Raw genomic sequence first — 21572 nt, 5'->3', positions numbered from 1 at the left:
CTTAGTTCTCTCTCTTGCCAGCTGATTGGGGTAATAGAGTCCTGGTTTTGCGAATTTTTTTGATACCTTCATCTGTTATTTGTTTAATATGTTTCTGGTTGGAGTCTAATGTTTGTATATCATCCTTAATATTATTGAGTTGGTCGTTTAATGCGTTGATATCGGATTCAACTTTACGCTGTTTGTCTTTAAGTTGGTGCATTTTTTGGGTAAATTCTTGAGTTTTGAGAATATCTTGTATTTCATCTTGCATCGCTTGTACTAAACGAGAAGACCCTACTACAATTTTTCCAGCACCCATGTACACTTCATTTAAAATGATTCCATTTTTCGTGATATTGAATTCTCTCATCTGATGAGAATGGGCCATGCCACGTGATTTTTTGACAATAAGTAAGGTATTTTGTTCTAAATCAATTTCAACGTTATCTAAAAAAATCCACGTGTCCATTAAGGATGAAATACCTATTTGTTTTTCAAAACTATCTTCATGCAATAAACTGGTCATAATTGTTGTTATTTGATTCATCTTAAGGAAGTTGATTAATCGAGTTAACATTAATTTAACGCTGTATTGAGATCCGATAAGGTTTAAGTTGGATATAGGATCGATGACAACACTATCGGGTTTAAATTCCTGGATCAGTTGCACCATTTTAATTAAATGAGACTCCAGGCCATAAATACTCGGTCTTATCGCTTGAAACAATAACTTACCCTTGTTTTTCCATCGCTCCAAATTAATATTAATTGATTTCATATTACGTATTATCTGATCGGAAGATTCTTCAAAAGCAAAGTAAATACACTTTTTACCCGATTTACATTGACTGTCGACGAATGTTGCGGCAAGACTGGTTTTTCCCGTTCCCGCAGATCCGTTAATTAGTATGCTTCCTCCTACATAATAACCATTGCCACTTAACACCTCATCTAATGCCTTAATCCCAGTCGAAACAAAACTATTGGGTACAATAAAATCGAGGCTAATTGAGGTGACTGGAGAAAGAGTAATTCCTTGATAATCAATGATAAAAGGAAACTCATTCGAACCATGAGATGAACCACGATATTTGAGGATACGCAAATAACGAGTCGCTAATTCATTAATAACCCGGTTATCAAGGAGAATAACACAGTCAGCAACATACTCCTCTAGACCATGACGGGAAATGGTATTTTGTCCTTGCTCACCAGTAATTATTGAGGTCACGTTTTTTGTACTCAGCCAACGAAATAGACGTTCTAGTTCTGAGCGAATTATACTGGTATTGTCTAAATGGTTAAATAAAACCTCTATTGTATCAATTACAACTCGTTTTATTTTATGTTTATTAATCAGATAACCGATTCGAATGAACAGCCCTTCGAGATTGTAGGAGCCTGACTCATCAAATTCAGATCGATCAATGTGAATGTGTTGCACAACCAGTTGCTTTGATTTAATTTTTTCATTTAAATTAAAACCCAATGAAAGACAGTTTTTAATCAGATCTTGTTCTGTTTCTTCAAATGAGACAAATAATCCAGGTTCCTTGCTTTTAATGCCGTTGATTAGAAATTGCATACCAAGGAGTGTCTTACCAGAACCAGCAGAGCCAACTACTAAAGTGGATCTGTTTTGGGGAAGGCCTCCATGGGTAATTTCATCGATACCTTTGATGCCAGTTAAACATTTGTCTAACTGCTCAGATGAAGATGGGGTACTTTTTGTTCCTTTTGCCATAGCAATGAACCTTTTATGTAATTCCTGTTTAAAGAATTGTGATGAGTATTTTGTTACAAGACTTATGATTCTCTTCGATTTATTATAGTCTAGAAAAATAGTCTATGCCTGTTCAAATCCTGGATTAATTAATATCAGAGAAATGTGTTCTATACTTTAAACAGTATTAATTGGTCGTTCGCAATAAAGTCGAATAATCAAGCTGATAATTATAGTTATGAGTTTAAAGGGAATATATGGATAGGCTCATGATTTCGCCAACAACCTATACTTTAACCACGGCCATTGTATTTATCATTGTGAGTTGTGCGGTTATTTATTACATCATGCGATCAAAAATACAATCGAAAATCATTCAATATAAAAGTTCTGATGGGGAGCAATTATTTTTAGAATTTACCGAAAATATTCATCAGGTATTATGGCGTATGACAGTCAGTACCAATGAAATAACTTATTTGAGTTCCTATGCTGAAAAGATATTTGGACAAAGGGTTGATTTGATTAAGAAAGATCCCCACGGCTGGTTGAGTTTTGTTATACCTGAAGACAGATCAAAGATATGGGATGCTATTGATAAAACGAAACAAGGTGCTCGAATAATCACAATTGATATTAAAGTCCTGAGGGGGGATGGGGTCATTGCGGTAGTATCGAACCAACTCTTTCCTTCAATGGATGAGCAGGGAAATGTTATCGCAGTTCTTGGTATAATTAGTGATATGACAGCACAATATAATACAGCCTTGCAAAAACGCTTGAGGACTGAGTTGCATAAAAATTTAAGTCAAACACAAGACATGAAAGTCTTTTCACAAAGAACATTACAGTCCATATGTTTGGCTATTGGTTATGAAATTGGTGAATTTTGGATTTTTGATGATAAAGAGAACACCTTGGCATGTTTGGTTCATTGGTCTCGTGATGAGTTGCATGTTACATTTAATAACAAAAAAATAGTGGTTATTTCCGAAAAAATAAAAAACTCATTTCAAATCATTTGTTTCAAGCTAGGTATTATTCAGTACAGTACTCATTATTCTCATTTTAATAAGATTCATGTAGTTGCTCAAGGAAAACCAATAAAACTGAAAGAAGTTGTTGGCGTGCCTATAGTGGTATCCAATCGTAAACTTGGGGTTTTGTGTTTTTATAATCGCCACACATTAAATCTGGATATAGATGGCTATAAGATAATATCCGAACTCGCAGAGGAGTTTGGCGAATACATTCAACATATGTTATTGAATGATCAACTGAAATACATGACTGATTATGATGTGTTAACTGGTCTGCACAATCAATGTTCATTTATGAATAAAATAAGTGAACTGATTGAGCAGAAAACAAAATCTATGATTATTATCACATTACGAGTGAATAATTATCAGCTGATTAATTATGCCCTGGGTTATGATGTCGGAAATCAGGTTCATCAGGAGATCAGTAAGAAATTTGTTGAAAGTTCATCATCACTTATTGATATGGTTGCACTTACTGAGCCAGGTGTATTCGGTTTTTTATCCCATCAATTAGAGGATAATAAAAGTATCATTGATTTTGTAAATAAATTATTAGAAATAATAAAAAAACCCATTAAAAAAAATAATCTCGATATTTTCTTAACAGCGAGTATTGGAATTAGCAGTTATCCACAAAATGGTACAACACCTTCTAAACTATTGAGCAGTGCTAATTTAGCTCTTATTGAATCATTAAAAGAAGGGAGCAATCAGTATAAATTTGCAACTGTAGACACTATAAAACAATCAAGTCACGTCATTGAAATTGAAAATGCAATGCACCATGCTCTTAAACATAATGAATTGGAGCTCTATTATCAACCCAAGGTATCTTTAAAAACAGGGAAAATTACTGGTGTTGAAGGATTAATCCGTTGGCATGATCCAAAAAATATCATCCGTTTACCAGAGTATTTTATTCCCATTTGTGAAGAATCCGATTTAATTCTAGAAATAAATGATTGGGTCTTGTCTACTGCAATTAATGATATAGCTCGAAGTGAGATTCCAATAAAGACTTCTCTTAATTTATCAGCCCGTCAATTCAGTAGCTCCTACAGTTTATTAGAACGATTAAATCAATTGATGACCGCCGCAGAGGTGAATTATCAATATCTTGAATTGGAAGTCACTGAAACCATATTGATGATTAATAAACAACGTGTATCTCAATGTATAATGGAATTAAAACAATTGGGCATTACTGTTTCATTGGATGATTTTGGAACAGGATACAGTTCTTTTGCCTATTTAAAAAATTTTGCGCCTGATGTGATTAAAATTGATAAATCATTTATTGATGGTTTGCCTGACGATGTGGGCAGTATTAAAATAGTCAACGCGATTATTTCAGTTTCTCATAGTTTAGGTGTGTCCGTGATTGCAGAGGGAGTAGAAACCGCTGCTCAAGTTAAATTTTTAATCAACGCGTGTTGTGATGAAATTCAGGGTTATTATTTTTCAAAACCTAAAACGTTTTCAGAAGTTCAAGCGATGATTAAACACGATAAAAGCTTACGTTTCCCTGAGTAGGTTTTTGATACTGTAGATAACAGTCCATTGAATTATAGTCTCTTGTAGGGTTGCTCAGTTGAATTGTGGAAAACTGTTACATTCGCGTTGATAGATCAACATCAAATCAGATAAGTGCTGCGAATCATAACGGCGAGCATGAACTCTCTTTTTCTATAACTCCATTTACGCTTGTTTGATTTTTTTCCAAATAATTAACTGTTGACCTTGTACTAATGCCACTCCCGAGCCGAGATGATTCCAATTCATAATATCTTGAGTCGACACTTTATAGAGCATTTCGAGTGTTCTATACGATTCGTTGGGCTGAACAATATGTATAACTCGATATACCTTCCCTTTTATTGACGTCTGGCTTAAGAATTTTGATTTGGATATTTCATGGAACGGTAATACAGGCGTATTTTTTGTACTCGGGATCAATAAAACCTGATTGGGTCGTATGTAGTGATCGGACAGACGATTTAGCTTTTTTATCAATGTAATCGTAGTATGATACTGTCTGGCTATACTGCGCAAACTGTCACTCGGAAGGACGAGATGCTTGGTCCAGCTCACTCGTTTCTCGACCGGCGAATGGGATAAATTGAAATAAAACTGAGTTACTTTCGCTATTGGAATAAGCAACGTGAAGGGTTTATAGGGCGCAGTGGCCCATCGATTATAACCCGGATTTAATTTGGTTAATTCATTAACCGAAATGCCCGCTAAACTGGCTGCATGACTCAAGTCAATTTGACTGCCAATATTCACTTCTTCAAAATAAGGTCGGAATGGTGTCGCGGGCAGATTTATTTTATAAGCCTGGGGGTTGCTCATGATTTCTGCCAAAGCTAAAAATCGGGGTACATAGACTTGTGTTTCTTTAGGGACATTTAATTCCCAAAAACTGACATTACGTCCATCAGGATTATGTGCTTTAACCGCTCTGCCTATGGCCCCCTCACCCGCATCATAGGCGGCTATGGAAAGAATCCAGTTTCCGTTAAACACTTTATTTAAATGCGTCAGGTGGGTGAGTGCTGCATCCGTTGAATGATTAATACTACGTCTTCCATCAAACCACCAATCCTGAATTAAACCTAATTGATTTCCTGTTACTGGCATGATTTGCCATAAACCTGCAGCACCTACTTTTGAATAAGCAAATGGGTCGTAAGCACTTTCTATCATAGGAAGTAATGCCAATTCTCCCGGTAAATTTCTTCTTTGAATTTCTCGTGTCACATGATACAGATAGGGCTCCGCTTTCTGACATACTTTAGTCACAAAGCCAGGATGATCGAGTAGCCAGCGTATTTGATCTTGAACCTCAGGCCGATTGATTTCATGATTCATCTTAAATTCACCGCGCAAAACATCCCAAACATCAGGTGTTTGAATGGTGTTGGCATGAGTATTGATGACAAAAAAAATAAGGCTACTGAATAGCAGCTGTATTTTTTTCCTGATGAATGTATTAATCAAAATACCAATCCTACTCTATAAAGCAGTCCGCTTGAAAATCTTTGCTTATGCCCGCACAGACCAGCTCTGAGCGTTATGTGTACAATATACTCCTGTTCGAATCGTGTATAAAGCTCTTCATGCAACAGGAAGATTTTAAATTTCTATAGGGGAAATAGTTTACAGGAACATTGCTTATTCAATTGATATTTATTGAGTGAAAAAGCAAGAAGACTTGCTTTTTCACTTAAAGAGAATTTATGGATTATCTACGTTGTAGTTGGCTGGTTTTTGCTGTAAAAAATTCCTCCGTCATGTCAGCAAAAACCTCATCACCGAATGTTTGACGTGCTGATTCAATAGTATCAAAACCCATTAGCCGAACTTTCTCTTGCAGAAATTCTTCTAATTCTTCTTGAAAATCATCGAGTTCTGATCTCCGGGCTGGTTGAGATGATGAACCAAAAAAACCGCCTGCAAAACCGGATGCCGGACGTATGGCTGGTGTTTGATTTGCAGCATCAAACCGCCTCATCAAATCCGCTCGTTGTTCTTCTGTACGAGTTAGCCAGTAAGCAGTCGAATCCAAACCTCCTCGCTCACTACGAAGGGTTGATATAAATTGCTTCAGCTCCAGAGTTAATCGCTCATCAGGTGCAGAAGAACTGCTTGAATCAACTGAAGGTGCTTGTGGTGCCGGACTTGCTGAAGGTTGGCTGCTACTGCTGATCACCGGAACACTTGATGATTGAGCGGGTTGCGCAGTATCAGATGACGCACTCGGGTTGCTAAAGAAGTAATCCATTGGATAGGGTAAAGCTACAATTTCCTGAAGTTTTGGATCGTCTGTAGAACCCAGCATTATAAGTGCACAAGCAAGGTTTGTTGGATCGGTATGATTCGCAATATGTTGACAAGAAACCTCATTAAACAGGTTGGAATTGTGTTGGGTCATTTGTGCAAAATAGCTTATGGCATGTCGTACATCGCCTCGCCGTCCACCATCAGTAATGGGATCTGCAAAACGAGTTAAGGCCGCGTCTAAAGTGAGGAGCCCTGCAACAACTGGAGCTGACGAGCTGGCAACCACAGGAGTTGATGAGCTTGCAACAGCGGGAGCGTTTTGTAGATTGTGTAGTTGTTCAGAAAGATACAAAGTAATCACTACTTCTTTCTCTTCGGCATTCTCTTCTAAATTCGCCGGTAATATGGCGATAAACTCTGGAGTACTTAATAGTGAATTCAGTACATTTCCAGGATTAGATTGAGTAAACTCTTGCGCAAAATCCTTAAAAGATCTTTGTTGCATTAACTCTGCCTCAGTCATTCCTTGTGGAAACTCTACAAGTAAGGCGTCAATTAATGTTCTAATATCATTTTGGATCTGAGGATTGAGCGTGGAGGTATCAAGTCCTTGTAACCCATAACGAAGGGTTCTTTTTTGTCTGACATTCAAACGTGGATTGTTTAAATTGTTCTGGCGTTGTACCGAACTTTCCCCATAGGCTTTGCTAAAGATTCCCAAAAGGTTTTGTACTTCAGCATTGCTCCTGGGACCAAGACCCTTGTTTGTTTTGAGATCAATATCACCAGTTATAATCCCTACAATATTGGCTGCACTGTGAATACCACAACTCCAGCCATCTGATTGTTGTGTAACTGGTGATGCAGGTCTTACTATACGGTAACCATCCAAAATTTCTTCATCAATGGCTGTTTGGATTTGTCCTGTTGCTTCAGGATAAACCTGGTTTAGTGAATCGATAACATGAACTTCACGGTTTTGTGTGTCAATGACAACAGCAACTGAATGGCTACCTTGCAAGGTAGGTAATGAAAAAATGGTATAACGCTTATCTTGAGGTATTTTGCCTATAAGTTGCATATACAGATTAAATTCATCGCCTGCTCTATCTGGGCCTACTTTAATCGCATTTACATTGGTATGTCCATTGGCACGTAATACTTCGAGTGCGCTATAGATAATAATGTCATTGTCAAAGTCACGGAATTTTCGTTCGTAGTTTCTAATTACTGCTTGTTGTTCATGTTGATCAAGTGACGTAAATGGTGGGTAAATCCAAGGCATAATAGCTCCTTAAGGTTGGAAAGTGCATTGTTAACTCCTGGATCCAATAAACTAATCCAGAACTCTAATTACTCATTATGAAGTTCCAAACTTAAGCAATAATTAAATAATGATGTGAAATTTTAATAGTCGTTATTGATATTTTATATGACTTTAAATTATGTGTTCAGAAGGTTGAATAGAAGTGATGGACTGGAGAGTTATCTTCAGCCCATCATTCACAGAACAGAAAGGTAGATTGAAACAATTGAAACCGGGGGCGCTACTGGTTATGGATTAGAACCGGATTATCTTATTTTAAGTACTACATTAGCTGTTTCAATTGCACACACTGGATTAAAAATTGGGTCGTATTGTTCTTTTTTTAAAAAAACATTGACCCATTGTTGCGTATTTTCTGGATGCTCCTTGGACAGTTGCTCTTTAATATAAAATTCGATTTCTTCACGATGCTCTGTCGGTTTTTTAATCCACGAATCAACTTTGGATGGAGGTATTATCAGGTTCAAGACTATTTTGTTCTGGAAAACACTGGCATCTATCAAGACAGTAAGATAATGATTTTTGTAATTGGGCGAATACCTGGCCAAGTAATCACCAGGATTGCAGAGTAAACGCTTGGCAGCCTCCGTATCAATAGTGCCATGGTATAATGGAGCTTCCATCTCCTTTTTTAATTCGGGATTCATTTTAAAGAATACTGCTGATTGACAATAATCCCAGACTTTAGCTTTGTTGCGGGGTTGATCATTGTGTTCAGAACTGTTTTTGTTAAGTATCGTTCCATAAAAGAGTACAGTTCGAGCGAGTGTTATTGCTGTATACACTCTGGATAATTGTTCAGTAAATCCAGCACTGCAATGTCCATGTTGGCAAATTTGATATAATTGAGTACTTATCGATGAGAATCCGATGTTTTTTAAATGAACAAAATCAGACTCGGCAAATTGATCCAATGCTTTGAATAGGTTCGAAGTTTTTGCTGTGAAAGCATCTTCTTTCATAAATGTGTTCCATGAAGAGAGTGCCAATTCAAATTGAGTAAACTCGTCAGTACCTTCACTAAAGCCCCAGCCGCAGTGTAAGTGAATTGCTTTGGCTTTTTGCAAAACATGTTCAAACAGATCGCAAAAAATATCATTAAATGACAGGACAGTATGTATAGCCGGACCAAGAGAATTACTCATCAAAGTCTCACAGCGTTCGTAGACCTTTGGAAAGGTGGTGAAGATTCGAACCAAATCGTCTCTTGAAAAACACTCCACCCAGCATTCACTCCGATCGGAGATTTTCTTACCGCTAATAAAATCATCTAATAAACCAGTCTCATCAATTCGATTAAGAAGCATCTCTTCCGTATAGGTTGCCCTACTGGAGGTGACTATAGTTTGGGGTACGAATTCGTTCTCATCTTTAGGATTAATTGCAATTGGATTCTCAATCTTGAATTCATTCTTCGAAGGATGTACTGGATAGTCGAGTTCTATTTTACCTTTGCTCATATTTGCCTTTTTTGATCTTAAAAAATACTCCGGATTTTTATCCGGTTTATAGGTTTAATTACCTCCTTGCTTGAATTTTCCCTTAGTGAAGTTACAGCAATTGATTACACACTCCAGCTGGCCCAAATTTTATCATAAAAAAGCATCAAATGTGTTTAATTTTGACATAATGCGATTATTTAATTCTGTTTAATGAACGCTATACACGTTTTTTAACCTGCTATCGATTCATAGTGAAGAGCATTATTAGACTTTAATCCATTGAATAAAAAACACTTAAATGGAGCTAATTGACCATATATTATCCAATAGTCAACTATAATTAATTAAATAGCCTAGTTCTATTTTTATGTGGATGAGTTATTCATTTATCTGATCCACCTAAACACCCCACCAGAGAGGATCTGGTTAACAGTTAGGGAGATTAAAATGCCTATTGGAGTTTTGTTTTGGGTGCTGATGCTTGTTTGGTTACTCTTTGGCCTGTATTGGCACCGAGGTGATTATACCCGTGGTAACTATGGTCTGGTTGGGGGTAATCTGATGTTATTTGTCCTGTTAGCGATTCTTGGATGGAGAGTATTCGGCCCCATACTTCAGTAAAGAGATACTTAGAGATAATCAAGGCCCTATAAATTGTATAGTGCCTTGATTACACAAGAGCTTTATAATAAATTTGTATTAAATATTTCTTGTGTTAAATTCATAATCTTATTTGTTTAGTGATGTTCATCAATACTTACGGCTCTATTTTCGGAGAAAGCCAATAAAATAGTCTATAAAAAGTAGTACAATAAATATAAAAGCAAGGTTACCTTTCATAGAGGATACCAGGAGGCTTAGATGAACATAGTAGATTTGAAAACATTTCTTGCTGTTGTTGAATATCATTCAATATCCTTGGCATCCAGGCATATGTTCACATCACAGCCGACTATAAGCAGACGTATTAAAAAATTAGAACAAGAACTTGGGACCCAACTTTTTGTAAATACCAGTTATGGTGTAGAACTGACGAATAAAGGCAAGGCCTTTCTCCCTTATATTCGACAAATGCTCGGTATTTATAATGAAATGATGAAAGCAGAGCATAATGACCGCAAAAGCCAACCTAAATTAACTATTAATATAGGGCTTAATCCTTATGTTTCAATTTCAGCATTTGCCGAATTTACGAATTACATGCATGCTCTTAAAACGAACTATTTTATTGTTAATAAAATAGTTCCTGCAAAAGAGCTTAGCTCTAGTCTGACAAGTGGAAATTATGATCTGATCATTTTACCTCATGCTGGATATTGCCCCGCCAATATAGCTTCTGTGCCTTTATGGAAAGAACGAATTGTTCCGATAGTATCCATCGAACATCCCTTAGCCAACTCCAGGTCGCCAATATCTATAGCTGAATTGGCACAATACGATGCCGTATTGTTAACGAATGACAGCATTATGCGCCAAAAATTTAATTTATTACTGAAGCAAAAGGACATTTCAATTAAAACGATTGCTGAAGTCAATACGATATACAGCAATATTCAAATTGTCGAATCGGGATCCAGTTGGTGTTTGAGTTATGAACGACTACTGAATGAGAAATTAGCTGTAGTCCAACTCAGCGATTTTTCTATGGACATTGAGTTTCACGCCTATTATCTAAAAAAACGTTCTGAAGAACGGCTGATTTGGGAGTTTGTTGAATACCTTAGACAGTGGCTCAGTCAATCACCCGATTTTAGTCAATATTTTATTAAAGCAAAAAGTTTATCAATTCAAGGTGATTCCTAATATCAAATAATTTAATACTCTTATCGAAAATAAAATGAGCTCGAATCGTTCCTTATTGCAGTAAATCTCACTGCTTAAGCAGTAAAAATAACGAGTTAGGCCTTCTGGCCTAACCTTGTTGTACCATTTGCCTGCCAATTTATTAATATGAAGTTGGAGCTGGCACATGTTAGCTCAAGCGTACATTGGATTTGGATTTCAACTCATCAGTTGCTTCTTCTACTATTTTATTGAACTCTTTAACAGAGTCGGTTTCTAAGTTTAATAATGTTGTTACTACCCCTTGTCCTGTTTTTAGAATGGTGTATTCCTGGGATTGTTTAAATCCATTAACTATCAGATTTAACAGAGTATCTTTTTTCAGAGGAAATGGATTGCTTAGATTAATAGCTACAACATGGTCAGAATTTTCATCTTCTTCTCCAATTGTGTTTTTTAAAGTTTGAACAAAGCTTTTATATTTTAATGTTTCATCGCCTAAATCATTGAGAAGAATGACAAAGGGTTGGTCATTTTTTTGCTTTTGATCAGAATCAATCATTTTATCTACGAAAGATAAGTCTCTCATTGTTCCCGGTTCGATTACAGATAAAATGATAATGGGTTTTTTTGAGTAAATATTAGACATGATAGGCTCATAAAGTTAAGAGTTCATGTGTAAAATTTAATCATTTTGGGATTATGGGCAGGTTAATGAGGCCTTTCGAAATGCGTCGGGGGTATGCACTTTATGTGGTTGTGAAATAAGGTTGAACAATTTCGTTTAGGCTTTATCTGGATTGTTTTTTATTGATTTTTTGTCAATGAAAGGGTTGATTATTGCAATTGTAAAAGGCATCATGCGAACAATTTAAAGGACTTTATTGAGAAAATACGTGAAATTAAACAAGGTAGTTACGATAGCATGTGGTGTCACGCTCACCGGGCTGGTATGTGCTGGCGATGGTGGCAGTATTGATGGCTCCTGGAGACCTGCAGCCACCCTTAGTTTAGGCCCTGTATGGAGCACTCCAGGTAAAACCCAAACCATCTATTTACAGCCAGAACTTCGCGAAACCTTCGCTGCAAATTCTACTACCAAGAAATTTGGTAGTGGAGAATTGTTCCTGGGTCTGCACCATTATTTTTCCCCGAAACTGTTTGCTGAATTTGGATTTGCCGTTGCTACAACAACAGCCATTCCGCTCCATGGTGATATTTGGCAAGATGCTGATCCTGATTTTAATAATTTATTTTATGATTATAAAATTAAGCACACTCGCCTGGCGGTGAAAGGCAAGTTATTAACAGATTTTTATCAGCTGGTACAACCCTATCTTTCTGGCAGTCTTGGTGTGGGTGTTAATCATGCGTATAACTACATTACTACACCTAAAAATATTGATATCGAACCTGAGCCTCCTTTTACCTCGCACACAACAAGAGATTTTTCCTACACACTAGGAGCCGGTTTGCAACGGGCACTAAATAGCCACTGGTCTGTTGGTGTGGGATATGAGTTTAGTGATTGGGGCAGGACGTCCCTTGGATCTGCCACAGAACAAGTGTTAACTGGTGGTTTGGATTTAAATCATATTTACACGAATCAATTACAATTCAGCCTCAGTTACGTTGCTTAAGGAATTATGATGAATATTAAAAAAATCCTGAACTTTTGGGTAAGTGTTACCGCAACTTGTCTACTATCGATCGCAATGGTTCATGCTAATACACAACTGCCTATTTTGATAAGCCCAACGACATCTACAACCATTCAAAACCCCAACAGTGGTATAACTATTATCGAATACCTGGTCACTAATCAAATGAAAAGTCGCCATACTTTTGCAATGAAGCCCATGGGCGCGGTCACACAGAATACTTCAGCTGGAAGATGTGGAAATCCATTTGTTCTGCAACCCGGGGCTTCTTGTCTGTTATCATTGAAAGTAAATCGCGATAAATTATCTGATTTAATTGATGGTCCAACGGTCTGTGTAACAAAAAGCCCGAGTGATAATTCCCCAGGTTCGTACATATGCACTCAGGCCAGTCAGAATTCCATTCCGAGAGTTTTGACTATTGACCCTAAATTCCCATACGGTAGCGCTCCTACGGGTAACGTCTGTGTTTCTTCTGATTATTATGCAACGCCGGAAACCATGCTCGGTTCTTGGGCTATGATTCAGGCGGTTACTATGGATGCTCAAGGGAATGTTCTCCCCAGCTTTTTATCGGGTACCAACACGGTTTATGCTGTGGGAACAGCGGCACTGGGCGATCAGCTGGGAATTCCTGGTTGCTCTGGAGGATGTAACCAACTCAATGGTTTTTGTTTTGCTTTAAAATTTAATGGCAAAACCCCATACCCTTATATGATTTTTCAATCAGTGAATACTGGCGCTACTCCTAATACTTTTGATATATACATGGCTGGCGGTGGCTCAGGTAACTATCCCACTCAGTGTCCAATTTTTTGGGGAACCGGTGGCAATGTAAACTGGGGTGATCATATTGAAAGTAGTTCGTGTTCAGCCTATTTTGGCGACTACTCCAGTATAAATTCCACCTATTCTGTTACCTACAATGGTACAGCGTATCCTGCCAAAACGACTTTGCAGAACGCCTGTAATTTTGCTTCTGCAGGACAATCAGGTTTTAATACTCAAAATTGGAGTAATGTCTCAGTTGTTCCAGTAACGTGTCCAACATCTCTAATCCAAATCACGGGTGTCGAGTTACCTGCCAGCATCACGACTGTAGGGAATCAGACCATCCATAATTTAAGTACCCTGACCGATAGTGATTTCGCGGCTAGTACCATAACACCGGTAACTACCACTCAGATGCAAGATTGCAAAACACCGTCTTCGGGTTATTGTTCAAATGTAGCGGTAAGCGTACCTAATTATCAAGCGTCGATTTCTGCCAATTTAACAGCACCACTATTAACTGGCACTCCTCCGAGTAGTACTTATTGTCAATCTAATCCTGGAACAAGTTATTGCAGCTGGAATAACGGGACAACCAGTGCCGGTGGTTCTTATTGCAATGCCAATCAGTCTCAATGCATCAATTGTGGGGGCGGATCACAATGGTGCATTTGTAATGGTCAAACACTGACTGGTTGTAGCTCCTAAATCCGTGGAGTTCGCTCGTTAGGTTGAGCCAGGTATGGCGCAGCCTAACTGCTACAGTCCTATAGTTTCATCTCTTGAATACGTCATTATTTACTCTTGGATTGAAAGTGTAAGAGCTTAAAATAAGACAGGATCTATTTAAAATTTTTAAAACTTATTCGCTGGCTTTAGTAATAAAAGTTCCTCATAATAATTCAACACAGCGTCAGGCTTGTTTGCTAATTCTCTGTATGAACATTAATGTTGTGCACTAATTCAATATAAATAAACTACAAGGTTATAGCATGAAAATAAAATTTTTAGCCGGACGCTTATTTTGTATGATCCTTGCTGTTTTTATACTGACTACCGTACAAGCAGGTAAACCATTATGGACATTTTCTCCCTTAACAGCGACTAGTTTGTCTGTTCCGACTAATACGAATGCATGGATCCAATATCGTGTTACTAATCAGTCAATGAAGCCACACATACTGGTAATGAAACCTATAAGAGGTATTACGCAAATTGTTCAAGGTGTTGGTTTATGTGGAAGTACATTTGCATTACCAGCAAGGGACTCGAACTGTATTCTTTCATTGCAAATTAATGGCAATCAGCTAACGGATAAAATTAGTACTGGCCCAGTTGTTTGTGAACAGGGAAATTACACGTTATGTTATTCCCCAACTTCTGAAAATAGCTTGAGAATTGCCCCAGCACCACCGTTAACAGATGCCGCCATTAGCGTGCTTGATTCGCCCTTAGCATTAACAGCGAATGGTGCAACGGGGTCATTGACCATCAGGAATAATTCAATTTGGGTAAAAGCCTTAAATATTACGTCTGATTTTACTAATACTTCACTGGACGGCATTGTTTTAGAGACAGGAAATAATTGTGACTCCGTGGAACCGCTGGCCACCTGCACATTAACGTTCACAGCGGGAACAACTCCTGTTGCGCAAACTAATTTTTCAATTCAGGGAACAAACACAGCTCCAATCCTCGCAGCAATGAGTATTGCTTCTGTTGCACCAACCCTAGGGTCTATTACTCCAAACGCCGGAACGTCGCTTGGAACTACTTCTGTGACCCTGACTGGAACTAATTTTACTAATTCCAGCACGGTGACTTTTGGTGGGTTGAGCGCAAGTAATATAAGTGTAATCAATGAAACGACTTTAACAGCAGATACACCAGCTCATGCCTCTGGTGCCGTGGATGTGGTAGTGACAACAGCAGCTGGTAGTGCCACATTAACTAATGGCTATACTTACTTAGCAATACCCACTTTAACTTCTATCACTCCAGCATCGGGAACCGCGATTGGAAATACCGGAGTGACATTGTCAGGTACTAATTTTATGGGAACAACCAGCGTTACTTTTGATGGAATTCCTGCAACAGGCGTACATGTTGTCAGTAATAATGCAGTGACAGCTGTAACACCGGCTCATGCAGCTGGCTCGGTCAATGTGGTTATTACCACCCCGGACGGAAGCGCTCTCTTAAATAATGGTTTTAATTATTTGAATGCTGCTATTGGACAAGCTTCAGGTGGTGGTAAAATTGGATGCCTTGGTGGTGGATTCAACAATATGATCGTGGCAAAAGTAGATAATAGCTCAGCCGCTAGATACGATGGATTTGGTGTATTAACCAATGCAAACAGTACCACCAATGGCGCAACCAATACGGCTACTATAGTAAGTATTTATTCAAACCCACCGAATAATATTCCTCAGGCAAACTATGCCGCAGGGATTTGCGGTCTTTATGAAGTTGATTCCCAGGGCAATACACCCTGTCAGTCTGTAAATACGTGCTATAACGATTGGTTTTTACCGGCTCTGAATCAATTAAACTGTTTTTTCACGAATAAAGTTGCAATTGGTGGGTTTAATACCGGAACCGACTACTGGACTTCTACAGAGATTAATAATCAACGAGCATGGTACCAATGGTTTGGTCTCGGTACCCAATCCAACGTCAATAAAAATACAATTCGTCCTGTTCGTTGCGCAAGGTATTTTTAAGCTCCTCGTTTCAACTGTGGAGCTCGTGTTCGAGCCTATAAGGATGACAGGCGTATACTTTATTGGGTGTTTGGACACTCTGTTCATTAGTATCAATCCTAATCGGCATTGAACTCAAATTCTAAAGCTGTTTCAATACCTCCCTATTTTTATGGAGTATCCTATGTACCGTTTCTGGATGAAACTTAACTGTTCCTGTTTAATTCTTCTGTTTTTTGTTCATGCTTCTAACGGAGGTATTATTGGTAAAGTAGTTTTTGATGATAATTCAATCAGTTATCTGACTGAAATTAACCCTTTAAGTACTCCGCAAGCTTATTATGAACAGCACAAAGATCAAATCGATGTGGTACCAGATGGTGTGGGGTTACAGATCTTTTTTAAGTCAGGAAATACACGTTATCTTCTTGCTGGCCCCAGAGATCATCGTTTGCTCACGCTCAATGGGGGTAAGATAGAACATCAAGAATTCTCTTTTGCCAGGCAGCTGCAAGAGGAGTTTTTTGAAGAGACTTTTGGTGTGTTTGAGATTCTAATACGCCGGAATACCCTATATGTACGGATCAATAAACAGATTTATCCTTTGCATTTTTATAAGGACAAAACCCTGGTGCAATATAAAGCAGGGCAGTTTGCCTATGTCACCTTTACTGCTGAGGTTAGAGAAAACATAGATCAGAACATGCTGGATTCGCTGGCAACTCAATTATCACCCACAGCTCTTTATTGGGAACAGCTGGGGAGTTATTTATTTACCCGGTTTCGAGCAGCTCCGCATGATGATGGATTTAGTGACTATTGGATGCAACAAAGAGAAAGTCTGGAGTTAGTACTTGCAGATTTAACCCGTCAATATGATTTTCTTACTCAAAGAGGTCAGCTGTTAATTACTCCGGAGCAGGCTTTTGAGGTCGATCAACTGGATCAGGCCTGGGATAGAATACGTGGATTATCCAGTTTTGCAGAATTAAAAAATTGTTTTCAAAATACAGTAGGACGTTATTCTGAACGGGCTGGTTATTATGTTCTTGATGCCAGGCAAGTCTTGGCTGCAGCAACGGACTCTCAATCTGTTTTTGATATTCACGGCCAGCCAGTAGCTGATTCAATTTTTAATCTGGAGACTGTTTTGGTGGTTTTTTCCAGTATTTTTAACGAGAGCAGTTCGATCAATTGAGGTCGTTTGCTTTTTAAGGAAGTTCGTGTTCAGGTTTGCCCTAGTTATTGCTCATCATAAGTACAATCCTGAACCCGTGTCAGTGTTGAAATTTGTACCACACAGAACAAATATATTATAGTAATTTTATAAACTAAACAGTATAATATTTGACTCATTTGAAATAGAGCGATTTAATTGTGCTTGATAATGCTATTGAATCAACACCCGGTTTTTTAAAAAATAGTCAATATTGGGTTTATGATTACCCTGGATTTTTTACACCTTATAAAAATTGTGAAGACTTTCTATATACTCTTGTAAGTCCGGTTATAGCCCCTGTTGTATTTTGTTTTACGGCCTGTGAATCTCTTGCTTCATCAATTTTACTTGCTATTGCAACATTTCCTCTAACCATTGGGGCTCAGGTTGTTGGAGAAGTATTTAACCAACCAAACTGGGGCGATTTCGTTTTAAAATTTATGACTGTTCATGCTACACAAATGTTAATTGCCAGCGTATGTTTTGCCTGTCTGGCGATAGTTAGCATAGTAGGTGCACCCATAGGATTAGTAACCCGCACTATAGCTTCGATCATTGATGGTATTAATACTTTTTTCAAATCAGATGATGATACACCAAATATAGATGAATCCACGACGTGCGTATTTTCCTAAATTAGGAAGTTGAATTTACCTTGTAGCTACTTTCATCGAGACAGTTGCTAATTACTTAACAGTACTAAACTCTAATGGATTAGGCTCTTCAAAAAAGTCATAGGGTCTACTGAGCAATAGTTATATCAGCAAGAAGCATATGTACTCCTAAAAAAGGCTTGATTCGATTTGTGAAATTTTTTCGACAGGTTCCCAAATTTAAAATACAATCATCAAGTACCATTTTTTATACTCGAATATCTTAGTAAGTGGATGACCATTAAGGGACAAAATGCCGATTACATCAAGGACAGTTATCTATAACACAGCAGATAAACCACCCTTCCTAACTCAGTTACTTCTGGGTGTCCAATTGCTGGTTAAATTTTCTATAATGGCGATGTTTCCGTTGATGGTTGCCAAATACGCAGGGGCAAGCCCTGATGCCACCGCGACGCTTATTAGTATGTCATTAATCTGGGGTGCCATAGCAACACTAATACAAGCAATTGCACTACCTAAAATATCTTCTGGCGCTTTATTACCTTCTTTTACTTCAATACCTTACTTTGTAGCTTCTTTATCGGCGGCTCATTTAGGTGGTCTGAGCATGGTATTTGGTATGAGTTTAATCGGTGGGTTGGTCCAATTAATTTTAACACCGCTCATACGCAGTTACCGCTTTGTTTTTACCAAAGATACAGCGGCATTTATTTTGGTTATGTTGGGTTTTTGGTTAGGTGTGCTCGGTGTGCAAGAGTTATTTAGTCCAAGTGAATTAGGTCAATTAATGATTCACAATACGTCATCTATACCGCAAGCATCTACTGAATATAAACACGGCATTGATATTATTGGTTTTAATGTTTTAGCACTCATGGTTATTATTCGTTTATGGAGTCCACAAAAATTACGACTGTATTGTATTCTGATTGGAATTCTTACGGGCTGGATTTTGGCTTATTTAAACGGGTTTATTCCAGATACTCTTTTACAACGAGTAGAGTCAGCCCCTTGGCTGCAGTTGCCACATTTAATGATGCCGCACTATTCATTCAGCAAGGATCTGCTGTTTCCTTTTTTAATTGCATCATTCATCACCACTTTTGCATTTTTTGCTCTTGCATGTGTCAATCAAAGAGTAGCTTCGAATGACTGGAAAGAGCCTGATCTTTCTACCATTCGCCGGGGTAATTTATGGCTAAGCATCACCACCATACTGGCTTCCGGGACTGGATCTATTGCGCAAAGTCCGCTGCCTGGTGCGGTAGGTCTTTCGATTACCTCTGGGGCTTACAGTAAAATTATTGCTTATACTTTTTCCATGCTGTTAATCCTGATCAGCTTTAGCCCGAAAGTAGTTGCAGTTTTTCTCACCATTCCTGCGGGAGTGAATGGTGCTACAGCGGTGATCATTGGTGCTTCCTTATTTATGTTTGGTATCAATATGTGGAGTTTGCAAAACGCCGATTCAAAAAAAACATACGCCATTGGCATCGCTTTTTTAATTGCTGCCAGCAGCGATATTATTCCCGCCATTTACAATCCTTTTCCTGAGATTGGAATCGTAACAACAGAGCCGGCCTTATTATTAGGGTTAATTTGTTTTATTGTTCTTACGGTTTTATTTAGTATTAAATTATTTAAAAGGCATACATCATGAAAAGACCGCCTCAGCTTATTTATGGTGTAGACGACAAGCCTGATTTACCAACATTATTCTTATTAGGATTGCAATATGTAGCAATTATTACCGCCTTTTTATTATTACCAGTAATTGTCATGCAACACGTACATGTCGATAATGAATTAGCTGCCGGTGTCATTAGCATCGCTATGTTGATTGCTGGATTAACTACTATTTTGCAAGTGATTGGTCGAGGAAAAATAGGCTCAGGTTATTTAGTATTGGCAACACCAACACCCGTTTATATAGCACCTTCTATTATTGCCATTCAGATGGGCGGGTTACCTTTGGTTTTTGGTATGACTTTATTTTCTGGTATTCTCCAATCCATGCTTTCTCTTTTGTTTAAACGCTTAAAGAAATTTTTCCCGGCAGAGATTGGTGGGTTAATTATGGCTTTAATAGGCATAGAGTTAGCTAAAATTGGAATTAATAGCTTTATTACCATCTTTTCCACTGCTACAACCCATGCAGTTTTATCTTCCTGTATCAGTGTTTTTACGTTATTTCTTATTTTGATGATGGTTCTGTGGGGATCCAATTTCTTTAGGCTGTATGCGCTGATTATTGCGCTTATTGTTGGTTATTTTTTGATTTACATCACGGGTTGTATGGATGAGCACGCTATTATGCAGATTAAGCAGGTGAACTGGTTTGCATTACCCACGGTTCCCATGTTTACAACTGGAATGCACTTTGATTCGTCACTAATAATTCCTTTTGCCATTGCAGCGTTGGCTTGTGCAATTAAAGTCAGTGGTGCTGTTACCGCCCATCAAGAATTAAATGATGCAGATTGGGTACGTCCTGAAATGGGTAGCATCAGTAGAGGTTGTTTTATTGACAGCATGGGTACCATTTTATGTGGCGTAATGGGTAGTTTTGGTCAAAATGTCAGTAGTTCTGCTTTGGGAGTGTCACTGTCGTCCGGAGTGAGTTGCCGCAGAGTGGCTTATTCTTTTGCTGCAATCTTTTGGTTATTAAGCTTTTGTCCTAAGTTTGCTTTAATTTTAGTATTAACGCCGGGACCAATTGTCGCATCCATATTATTATTTTTAGCTGCAACCATATTTGTGTCCGGATTAAAAACAATTATTCCTCGGATGATCGTTTCACACCGAGCAATTGTCATTGGTGTTTCTTTTATGCTCGGTGTCAGTCGTGATATTTATCCCAGCACCTATCAACATCTTCCAAATTACATCCAATCCCTGGCGGGCTCATCGATTGCTTTAGCCACTATTAGCGCTATTATTTTTAATTTTATCGGATTATTGGCCATTGATAATTTCAAAAGCGCACGAGTCGCTTTGAGTCCTGATGCAAATGGTTTGAAGATTGGCCTGGATTATTTAGAATCGTTACAACGCGATTGGGATTTACCGTTGTCATTATATAAGGACGTTAAAGTAACCTCTAATAAATTACTCACGATTATTACTGAAAAACACTTGAGCAGTGACCTTATAATTTTAGACATTAAGCTTACTCGATCCCAGCTGGATCTTGATATTTCTTATAAAGGGCATCTGATAAAACCTATATTAATGCATAAGAAGAGCGATATCATGGCAGAAAATGAAGTGATTATTGAACATGCTTCGAATGCTTCTGCTTACAGAGAACAAGATACGTCAATCATACAGTTGAGCTTTGATTATTAAAATTTAGACTTAGGCATGGGGTGTGCGCTGGATCTGTTTTTTGGGTGCTGAGAAATTTCAACTATACATAAACCGAGACTGAGTGAAATTAGGTTCCGCTTTACGTTCTATCTCTTCTGCAACGCCCAAAAATCTCCCATTCTCGCAATTAGTTACATACAAAATGAAA

The 21572-nt window shown here is 38.0% G+C and carries 15 protein-coding genes; 10 read left to right on the top strand and 5 right to left on the bottom strand.

Annotated elements, in window-relative coordinates:
- Position 1: 1 nt before the first annotated feature.
- Positions 2-1726, bottom strand: coding sequence for a circadian clock protein KaiC (gene kaiC, locus IZU94_RS10565; protein WP_203110448.1), 1725 nt, complete (start codon positions 1724-1726; stop codon positions 2-4).
- A 248-nt stretch (positions 1727-1974) separates the two neighbouring features.
- Between kaiC and IZU94_RS10560 the strand changes: the two genes are divergently transcribed.
- Positions 1975-4281 carry a GGDEF domain-containing phosphodiesterase gene (locus tag IZU94_RS10560; protein ID WP_203110447.1) on the top strand — a complete coding sequence of 769 codons (2307 nt, stop codon included), beginning with the start codon at positions 1975-1977 and terminating at the stop codon, positions 4279-4281.
- A 165-nt stretch (positions 4282-4446) separates the two neighbouring features.
- On the opposite strand, the gene IZU94_RS10555 is transcribed toward IZU94_RS10560, so the two are convergent.
- From IZU94_RS10555 to IZU94_RS10545, 3 genes are all read right to left on the bottom strand, one after another.
- Positions 4447-5748 (bottom strand): transglycosylase SLT domain-containing protein, encoded by a 1302-nt coding sequence (locus tag IZU94_RS10555; protein WP_203110446.1) that lies wholly within the window; start codon positions 5746-5748, stop codon positions 4447-4449.
- Between the two features lie 244 nt (positions 5749-5992).
- A complete protein-coding gene (locus IZU94_RS10550; RefSeq protein WP_203110445.1) occupies positions 5993-7816 on the bottom strand; it encodes a hypothetical protein in 1824 nt (607 codons plus the stop codon).
- Positions 7817-8103: 287 nt separating this feature from the next.
- Positions 8104-9318 (bottom strand): SH2 domain-containing protein, encoded by a 1215-nt coding sequence (locus tag IZU94_RS10545; RefSeq protein WP_203110444.1) that lies wholly within the window; start codon positions 9316-9318, stop codon positions 8104-8106.
- Between the two features lie 429 nt (positions 9319-9747).
- Between IZU94_RS10545 and IZU94_RS10540 the strand changes: the two genes are divergently transcribed.
- Together IZU94_RS10540 and IZU94_RS10535 are read left to right on the top strand one after the other, a co-directional pair.
- On the top strand, positions 9748-9921 hold the full coding sequence (locus tag IZU94_RS10540; RefSeq protein ID WP_203110443.1) for a hypothetical protein: 174 nt from the start codon (positions 9748-9750) through the stop codon (positions 9919-9921).
- A 240-nt stretch (positions 9922-10161) separates the two neighbouring features.
- Complete coding sequence (locus IZU94_RS10535) at positions 10162-11103, top strand: LysR family transcriptional regulator (protein WP_203110441.1); 942 nt, start codon at positions 10162-10164, stop codon at positions 11101-11103.
- A gap of 169 nt (positions 11104-11272) precedes the next feature.
- Here IZU94_RS10535 and IZU94_RS10530 read toward each other — a convergent pair whose 3' ends face one another.
- On the bottom strand, positions 11273-11731 hold the full coding sequence (locus tag IZU94_RS10530) for a hypothetical protein (protein ID WP_203110439.1): 459 nt from the start codon (positions 11729-11731) through the stop codon (positions 11273-11275).
- 247 nt (positions 11732-11978) lie between these two features.
- Between IZU94_RS10530 and IZU94_RS10525 the strand changes: the two genes are divergently transcribed.
- From IZU94_RS10525 to IZU94_RS10495, 7 genes are all read left to right on the top strand, one after another.
- Positions 11979-12722 (top strand): outer membrane protein, encoded by a 744-nt coding sequence (locus tag IZU94_RS10525; protein ID WP_203110438.1) that lies wholly within the window; start codon positions 11979-11981, stop codon positions 12720-12722.
- A 6-nt stretch (positions 12723-12728) separates the two neighbouring features.
- Positions 12729-14222, top strand: coding sequence for a hypothetical protein (locus tag IZU94_RS10520; RefSeq protein ID WP_203110436.1), 1494 nt, complete (start codon positions 12729-12731; stop codon positions 14220-14222).
- Between the two features lie 284 nt (positions 14223-14506).
- Positions 14507-16240, top strand: a complete 1734-nt coding sequence (locus IZU94_RS10515) for an IPT/TIG domain-containing protein (protein ID WP_203110434.1) — start codon at positions 14507-14509, stop codon at positions 16238-16240.
- A gap of 163 nt (positions 16241-16403) precedes the next feature.
- Positions 16404-17417 carry a hypothetical protein gene (locus IZU94_RS10510; RefSeq protein WP_203110432.1) on the top strand — a complete coding sequence of 338 codons (1014 nt, stop codon included), beginning with the start codon at positions 16404-16406 and terminating at the stop codon, positions 17415-17417.
- A 179-nt stretch (positions 17418-17596) separates the two neighbouring features.
- Positions 17597-18073, top strand: coding sequence for a hypothetical protein (locus IZU94_RS10505; protein WP_203110430.1), 477 nt, complete (start codon positions 17597-17599; stop codon positions 18071-18073).
- A gap of 271 nt (positions 18074-18344) precedes the next feature.
- Positions 18345-19715: a solute carrier family 23 protein gene (locus tag IZU94_RS10500; RefSeq protein ID WP_203110427.1), complete on the top strand. Its 1371-nt coding sequence runs from the start codon at positions 18345-18347 to the stop codon at positions 19713-19715.
- Entirely contained in the window at positions 19712-21403 is a 1692-nt protein-coding gene (locus IZU94_RS10495; protein ID WP_203110425.1) for a uracil-xanthine permease family protein, read from the top strand. The genes IZU94_RS10500 and IZU94_RS10495 overlap by 4 nt, the downstream gene beginning before the upstream one ends.
- Positions 21404-21572: the final 169 nt, after the last annotated feature.

Origin of the sequence: Legionella bononiensis, assembly GCF_016786215.1 — a bacterium.
Taxonomy (GTDB): Bacteria; Pseudomonadota; Gammaproteobacteria; order Legionellales; family Legionellaceae; genus Legionella; species Legionella bononiensis.
Note: the sequence above shows the minus strand (reverse complement) of the source record. Positions and strands in the feature narration are given on the sequence as shown.

Bases quoted from the DNA above. Each gene is read 5' to 3' on its own strand.
- IZU94_RS10520 (WP_203110436.1), top strand. From the start codon at position 12,729: ATGATGAATATTAAAAAAATCCTGAACTTTTGGGTAAGTGTTACCGCA.
- IZU94_RS10560 (WP_203110447.1), top strand. From the start codon at position 1,975: ATGATTTCGCCAACAACCTATACTTTAACCACGGCCATTGTATTTATC.
- kaiC (WP_203110448.1), bottom strand. From the start codon at position 1,726: ATGGCAAAAGGAACAAAAAGTACCCCATCTTCATCTGAGCAGTTAGAC.
- IZU94_RS10540 (WP_203110443.1), top strand. From the start codon at position 9,748: ATGCCTATTGGAGTTTTGTTTTGGGTGCTGATGCTTGTTTGGTTACTC.
- IZU94_RS10495 (WP_203110425.1), top strand. From the start codon at position 19,712: ATGAAAAGACCGCCTCAGCTTATTTATGGTGTAGACGACAAGCCTGAT.
- IZU94_RS10510 (WP_203110432.1), top strand. From the start codon at position 16,404: ATGTACCGTTTCTGGATGAAACTTAACTGTTCCTGTTTAATTCTTCTG.
- IZU94_RS10545 (WP_203110444.1), bottom strand. From the start codon at position 9,318: ATGAGCAAAGGTAAAATAGAACTCGACTATCCAGTACATCCTTCGAAG.
- IZU94_RS10550 (WP_203110445.1), bottom strand. From the start codon at position 7,816: ATGCCTTGGATTTACCCACCATTTACGTCACTTGATCAACATGAACAA.
- IZU94_RS10500 (WP_203110427.1), top strand. From the start codon at position 18,345: ATGCCGATTACATCAAGGACAGTTATCTATAACACAGCAGATAAACCA.
- IZU94_RS10515 (WP_203110434.1), top strand. From the start codon at position 14,507: ATGAAAATAAAATTTTTAGCCGGACGCTTATTTTGTATGATCCTTGCT.
- IZU94_RS10535 (WP_203110441.1), top strand. From the start codon at position 10,162: ATGAACATAGTAGATTTGAAAACATTTCTTGCTGTTGTTGAATATCAT.
- IZU94_RS10530 (WP_203110439.1), bottom strand. From the start codon at position 11,731: ATGTCTAATATTTACTCAAAAAAACCCATTATCATTTTATCTGTAATC.